Here is a 6,639-nt window from a genome sequence, read left to right on the forward strand (position 1 = left end):
CATGCATTGGGGGACAGTGCTTCTCACCATCGAGCCGCCCTTCGAGCCGCCGGAACGCTTCCTCAAGGCGGCGGATGAAATGGGCTACCGCCCCGAGGATAGCTGGATCATGCGCATCGGCGAGACACGCCCGCTTGCAGCAGGCTGGCCCTCCAACGCCTGATCCTTGCGGCTTCACATGACGCATTGCCTGCAAGGCACTAGACTGCCACCCGGAAAACGGGATGGGCACGGAGATATCCATGCACACGATTGACGACCGCTTCGCCATGCGCTGGCTGAAACGGAACTTCCTTGCGGGCCGCATCATGCCGAGCGATCCGAGCGGACGGGTGCGGCTTCAGACGCTCGTCATCCTGCGCTGGCTTGCGATTGCGGGGCAGCTTGCGGCGGTGCTGATTGTGCATTTCGCCCTCGGCTTTCCGCTGCCGCTTGGCCTTTGCCTTGCCGTCATTGCGGCATCTGCATGGCTCAACGTGTTTCTCACGCTGCGCTACCGCTCCTCGACACGCCTGCCTGACTGGCAAGCCGCCATCTATCTCGCAATCGACCTTGCACAGCTTGCCGTGCTGATCTTTCTCACAGGCGGCATGCAAAACCCCTTCGCGCTTCTCTTCATGGCGCCCGTTGCCATTTCGGCATCCACCCTGTCGCTGCTAAGCACGGGGCTTCTGCTGCTGCAGGCGCTCAGCTATGTGACGGTGCTTGCCTGGTTTCATATGCCGCTGCCTTGGCGCCCCGGCGAGACACCGGACCTGCCTCCGCTTTATGTGACCGGGCACTGGATTGCCCTCATGCTCGGCCTTCTTTTCATGGCGGCCTATGCGTGGCGTGTCTCGCAGGAATCGCGGCGCATGTCGGCAGCGCTTTCAGCAACGCAGCTTGTGCTCGCCCGCGCGCAGCGCCTTTCCGCGCTTGACGGGCTTGCGGCAGCGGCGGCACATGAACTTGGCACACCGCTCGGCACCATCTCTCTCGTGTCGAAGGAATTGCTGCGCGGGCAGACGGATGATGCGGAACTCAAGGAAGACCTCGCGCTCATTCACAGTCAGGCACAACGCTGCCGAGATATTCTTTCGCGCCTTTCCCGCGAGCCGGACGAGGCTGATGCGATCTATCTGCGCTTGCCGCTTCACGGATTGCTGGACGAGATCGTCACCCCCTATCGCGGCGGAGATGTAACCTTCCGTATCGAGACGATTGCGGAGGATGAGGGCCTGGAAGAGCCTGAAATCCTGCGCCGCCCGGAAATGCTCTATGGCCTTGGCAATTTCATCGAGAATGCTGCCGACTTTGCCCGTAGCGAAGTAGCGGTGACAGCGCGTCACAACAAATCCTATGTGACGGTCACGATCCGCGATGACGGGCCGGGCTTCTCTCCCGATGTGCTCGAAAAGCTCGGCGAGCCTTATGTGACGACGCGCCCTCGCGACAAGATCAAGCGGCACCCGGATGACGGGAACCACGAGGGCATGGGCCTCGGTTTCTTCATCGGCAAGACATTCCTGGAACGAACCGGCGCCACGGTCGATATTGCGAACCGGGACGATGCGGTGGCAGGGGCCATGATCACCGTGCGCTGGCCGCGCAGCGCCGTCGAGGCGGAGCCTGCCTACCCGGCCTTGGGTGAATGAACATGATGATCAGCGCTCGCTTGGCTTTGCCGATCTCTTCGGCATAAAATTGCGTAATTCGGACGAAGATTGGATTGAACGTGACCCAGCCTGCAAACACTTCCGGCGAAAACGGCCCTGTCCTTCCTGAAGACCGGACCCTTCTGCTCGTCGATGACGACGTGCCTTTCCTCACCCGGCTTGCCCGCGCGATGGAGGGCCGCGGCTTCGAGGTGATGACGGCCAATACCGTCAAGGAAGGCAAGGAACTCGCCCGGACAAAAAAGCCCGGTTTCGCAGTAGTGGATATGCGGCTTGAGGATGGCAACGGCCTTGATGTCGTGGCCGCTCTGGAAGCCGCCCGGCCCGAGGCCCGCATCGTCGTGCTGACGGGCTACGGCAATATCGCAACGGCGGTCACGGCGGTGAAGCTCGGCGCGGTCGATTATCTCGCCAAGCCCTCCGATGCCGACCAGATCGAAGCAGCCCTTCTCGCGACAGGCGGTGAGAAGGCCGATCCGCCCGAAAACCCGATGTCGGCAGACCGGGTGCGCTGGGAACACATTCAGCGTGTCTATGAGCTTTGCGACCGCAACGTCTCCGAAACGGCCCGCCGCCTCAACATGCACCGCCGCACCCTTCAGCGCATCCTCGCCAAGCGAGCGCCTAAGTAAGCGGGATCAAGCCACACGAATGGACTTGATCGACGAGAGTTCCTTCTTGTCGATCTGGTCGCGTGCCAAGAGCATCACTCCGGCTCCAGAAACCGATGCACGCGCCGCGCGGAAATGCGGGCGGCGTGGAGGGTGAGTTTCTTGCGTCGCGCGGCGGGAAGCGCTGTCACCGGTCCTTCACGCAGAACTTCCGCGCCATAGCGGTCGGCGATAATGAGGCCGACTTCTTCGGGGATGACCTCGCGTGGAAATTCCGGCGGTACGGCGAAATAGAAGCGGTCGCAGAAGGGCAGATACTCTTCCCACTTCGCATCCGTGCGATAGTCGATCAGGCTCGACTTGATTTCGACAATGATGATCTCGCCCCGCGGGCCGAGCGCCAATATGTCAACGCGCCGCCCCGTGGCAAGGGTCAGTTCCGTTACCGGCGCATAGGCCATCTGTGCGAGCAGGCGGCAGACGCCGCGCTGCACACCCGCCGCGATGACGGATTGCCGCCCGTCAAACAGGCGGAACTCGTCTGCGTCCATGTCGGAGAGGTCGGGAAGCTCGTCTTTCGCCATGCCGAAGGCTAGCCCTCGATGCCTGCCTGCCGCAATGCCTCATCGAGAAAACTCACGCGGCGCATGCCTTCGCGCGGATGACCTGCATTGCTGCCGAGTGCAAGCGACACGGCAGCATTGACCGCAACGCCCATGCGAAAGCGTGTCATGTCGATCGGCTGGCCGGAGACGGCGGCATAGGAGCGGAAGATCGCATCACGCAGCGGTCCCGGATTATCGAAATGCCGGAAATCTTCCTCGGCAAAGCCGACACCCGCCTCGGCGAAATCGACAAAGGCCGGAAGCCTGCCGCGCGCGGTCAGCACATTCGAGAAATTGAGGTCACCATGAAGCAGGACGCGCGGCGCGTCTTCCGTCGCAATGGCTTCTTTCAGCCGGTCAAGCCGCGCGCGAAGCGAGGGATCATTGATCCGCGTCAGCGCCTCGGAAATACTGCGAAGAGCGGGGCTTGAAAGTTTCGCCGCGCCCTCAACGAGAGGGGCGGTCTCGCCGTGAAAATGGGCGAGGGCGGCGCCGATATATTCGCCGATCCTTTCGCGCTCCTCCATCTTCAGCACATAAAGACCGTTCTCATCGACGGGACGGCCTTCAAGCTTTTCAAGCCGGAGCCAGCCGGCAAGCGGCGGACCGGAAAAGCCGTAAGGATTGGCAAAGCGACCGGAGCCGAGAAGGCGCGGAAGAAGAAAGCCAGCCTTGCTGCCGGTCAATGGCGCAAGCAGTTCCAGCGCCGTCGCCTCGCGATAGATCTTGCTCTCGCCCGTGCCAAGCCCGCCATTGCGCCGCACGAGTTTCAGCACCGTGCCGTCGCCAAGATCATGGACGCTGCCCCAGAGACCTTCACCCAGAAGGGTCCAGTCTGTATCGGGAAGATCGGGAATGTCGGCGGAGAGTGTGGCGTGAATTTCTTTCATGGGGCGGCACTGTAGCAGCCGCGCCCGAGGACGGGCGCAAAAAAAGGGTGGCCCCGGTGAAAGCCACCCTCAAGTTTTTCCTTTCGGGGGAGGACCCTTCAGGAAATTGCGTTGCTGAACGTCACTCCGCCGCGGCGACCTGCATCGGGTTCTTGCGCTTGGAGAAGTTCACGCTCTTCAGGAACTCGATGCCCTGCTCGGCGATGTCGTCGCCAACCATGCGGTCATCTTCGTTCTTCAGCTCTTCCATATCGACATAGGTCGCGTAGAAGGCGCGGGTCCGCTCCGTGATGATGCCGGCTTTGAGAAGCGTCTTCACGAGAACGCGGAACACATTGGCGGCGTCCTTCATGCCTTCGCGGCGGTCTTCATCCGTCACCGCTTCCAGCATCTCAGCCTGCACCTGCTGCCAGTCGAGACCGAAATCGGCATAGATGAGCTTCTTCTGCTCGGGGTTCACGAGGTTGAAGAGCAGCGTCTGGAAGACGGCGGCTGCCCAGTCCTCGATGATCTCACGCTCTTCCTGGCTCAGCTTCGGAATGGTGCGGTCGGCCCAGATCTTCCCGAACTTGTGGTGGAAGGCTTCGTCCGTCATGGCGAGCTGGCAGAGCTTCACCAGCAGCGGATCGCGCGCCGTGTTGAAGAAGGTCGCGAAGGTACCCATCGCAAGACCTTCGACGAGAAGCTGCATGCCGACGATCTTCTTATAGACCTCCTTGGCATTGACCATCTCGGAGAGCAGGCTTGCGAGCGTCTCGCCGCAGGGAAGCGGCTTGCCCCAGCGCGACTGGACATATTTTGCAAAAGCCGTCACGTGGCGCGCCTCTTCGCGGGCCTGGTTCGCGGCATATTCCTGTGCGCCCGGATCAAGCAGGATGTGGCAGAGCGAGGCGGAAAGGTTCAGCGCGCCCTGTTCGCCATGCAGGATCGCCGACATCATCCAGCGGGCCGTCTCATTGACGAAGCGGACCTTCTCCTTTTCCGACAGTGCCTCGAAGCAGGGGAGCTTCAGCTCCGGCACAAGCTGCGGATCGATGGCCATTTCGTTCTCGAGATCGAAGGGCTCGGTGAAGTCGATATACTTCGTGTCGAGCGGATCCCAGAAATGGTCATGGGTTGCCGAGATGATCTTGTCGAAGGCGCTGGAGCGGCGATTGTAGCGCTCCGTATTCATCATCGCCTGAAAATCATCCGGCGAGACGGCGTCATAAGCATTGTCCTTTGTGATCTGGCGCGGTTCGGTCATTTGTCTTCTCCACAATTTCCCTGTTGCCCCTGCGGCAGGTACTGCCCTTGGGGCGCTTCGCTGGCCGCTCTGTCACCCGGCCAATATCCGTATTCGAATTGTGGGTATTTGTGCGCCGCACAACAATTCAAAAGTGACGCCTGCGTCATTTTGCGCATGGGGCGCCCTCCGGTTCAGTTCCAGTCACACAAAAATGACGTGCTCGTCATTTTGCGTATGAAAACTCCGCGATTTTCGCTATGATTGACGCAAGGGAATAAAACCGGCGCCCAAGGCGCGACAAAGCGGAGGAAAGCCATGAGCGATGCAGCGGTGAAATATGAAATCGATGAAGCCCGCGAGCGGGCCTATTCGATGCCCATCGAGGAAATCGACGTCGCTGATCCGATTCTCTTCAAGACCGATACGATGTGGCCCTATTTCGAGCGGCTGCGGAAAGAGGCGCCGGTTCACTACCAGCCTGAGAACAAGGATTTCGGTGGCTACTGGTCGATTACGCGCTACCACGACATCATGGCGGTGGACACGAACCATCAGGTCTTTTCGTCCGAGGGCGGAATAACCCTGCGCGACCAGGATGAAGACTTCAAGCTGCCCATGTTCATCGCGATGGATCCGCCCAAGCATGACGATCAGCGCAAGGTGGTAAGCCCCATCGTGGCACCTGCAAACCTCGCAAAGCTTGAAAGCACGATCCGCGAGCGCGCCGGACGCCTGCTTGATGAAATGGAAACGGAGCGCCCCGTCAACTGGGTGGACCGCATCTCCATCGAACTTACGACGCAGATGCTGGCAACGCTGTTCGACTTCCCCTTCGAAGATCGCCGCAAGCTGACGCGCTGGTCTGACGTGGCAACAGCATCGACAGATTCCGGCATCATCGAATCGGAAGAACAGCGCCGCGCGGAGCTTCTTGAATGTGCGGATTATTTCATCGGCCTGTGGAACGAGCGCGTCAATGCGCGTGAGCCGGGCAATGACCTGATCTCCATGCTTGCCCATGGCGAGGCGACCCGCAACATGGACAAGATGGAGTATCTCGGAAACCTGATCCTTCTGATCGTTGGCGGTAACGACACGACCCGCAACTCCATCACGGGTGGCCTCTACGCCCTCAACAAGTTCCCGGAACAGTATCGCAAGCTGCAAGCGAACCCCTCGCTCATCCCCAACATGGTGGCCGAGATCATTCGCTGGCAGACGCCGCTCGCCTATATGCGTCGCACGGCGTTGCAGGATTTCGAGATTGGCGGCAAGACGATCCGCAAGGGCGACAAGGTTGCCATGTGGTACGTCTCCGGCAATCGCGACGAGGAAGTGATCTCGAATCCGAACCAGCTTGTGATCGATCGCGAGCGGGCGCGTCAGCATCTTTCCTTCGGCTTCGGCATCCATCGCTGCGTGGGCAACCGTCTTGCCGAGATGCAGCTTCGCATCGTCTGGGAGGAAATCCTGAAGCGCTGGCCCAATGAGCAGATCCGTGTTCTGGAAGAGCCGGTCCGCGTGCACTCTCCCTTCGTGAAGGGCTATGAAAAGATGATGGTCGAACTTCCGAAGCGCAAACACTGACCTCACTGTCCGTAAACGGACAATAAGAAGCCGGGCCGGAGAAATCCGCGCCCGGCGTTCTCG

General features: G+C 60.4%; 6 protein-coding genes. 3 read left to right on the forward strand and 3 right to left on the reverse strand.

Annotated elements, in window-relative coordinates:
* The first annotated feature begins 242 nt into the window (after window positions 1–242).
* On the forward strand, window positions 243–1,634 hold the full coding sequence (locus WBF74_RS11915) for an ActS/PrrB/RegB family redox-sensitive histidine kinase (protein WP_424440055.1): 1,392 nt from the start codon (window positions 243–245) through the stop codon (window positions 1,632–1,634).
* Window positions 1,635–1,714: 80 nt separating this feature from the next.
* Window positions 1,715–2,287 (forward strand): ActR/PrrA/RegA family redox response regulator transcription factor, encoded by a 573-nt coding sequence (locus WBF74_RS11920; protein ID WP_424440058.1) that lies wholly within the window; start codon window positions 1,715–1,717, stop codon window positions 2,285–2,287.
* Between the two features lie 74 nt (window positions 2,288–2,361).
* Here WBF74_RS11920 and WBF74_RS11925 read toward each other — a convergent pair whose 3' ends face one another.
* The 3 genes from WBF74_RS11925 to WBF74_RS11935 all read right to left on the reverse strand — a co-directional run bounded on the left by WBF74_RS11925 (window position 2,362) and on the right by WBF74_RS11935 (window position 5,007).
* A complete protein-coding gene (locus tag WBF74_RS11925; RefSeq protein WP_424440061.1) occupies window positions 2,362–2,850 on the reverse strand; it encodes an MmcB family DNA repair protein in 489 nt (162 codons plus the stop codon).
* An 8-nt stretch (window positions 2,851–2,858) separates the two neighbouring features.
* Window positions 2,859–3,761 carry a phosphotransferase family protein gene (locus WBF74_RS11930; RefSeq protein WP_424440064.1) on the reverse strand — a complete coding sequence of 301 codons (903 nt, stop codon included), beginning with the start codon at window positions 3,759–3,761 and terminating at the stop codon, window positions 2,859–2,861.
* Between the two features lie 121 nt (window positions 3,762–3,882).
* On the reverse strand, window positions 3,883–5,007 hold the full coding sequence (locus WBF74_RS11935; RefSeq protein ID WP_424440067.1) for a ferritin-like domain-containing protein: 1,125 nt from the start codon (window positions 5,005–5,007) through the stop codon (window positions 3,883–3,885).
* Window positions 5,008–5,304: 297 nt separating this feature from the next.
* Here WBF74_RS11935 and WBF74_RS11940 point away from each other — a divergent pair, with 297 nt between their 5' ends.
* A complete protein-coding gene (locus WBF74_RS11940; RefSeq protein ID WP_424440070.1) occupies window positions 5,305–6,576 on the forward strand; it encodes a cytochrome P450 in 1,272 nt (423 codons plus the stop codon).
* Window positions 6,577–6,639: the final 63 nt, after the last annotated feature.

The organism is Parvibaculum sp. (assembly GCF_049672805.1).
Classification (GTDB): Bacteria; Pseudomonadota; Alphaproteobacteria; order Parvibaculales; family Parvibaculaceae; genus Parvibaculum.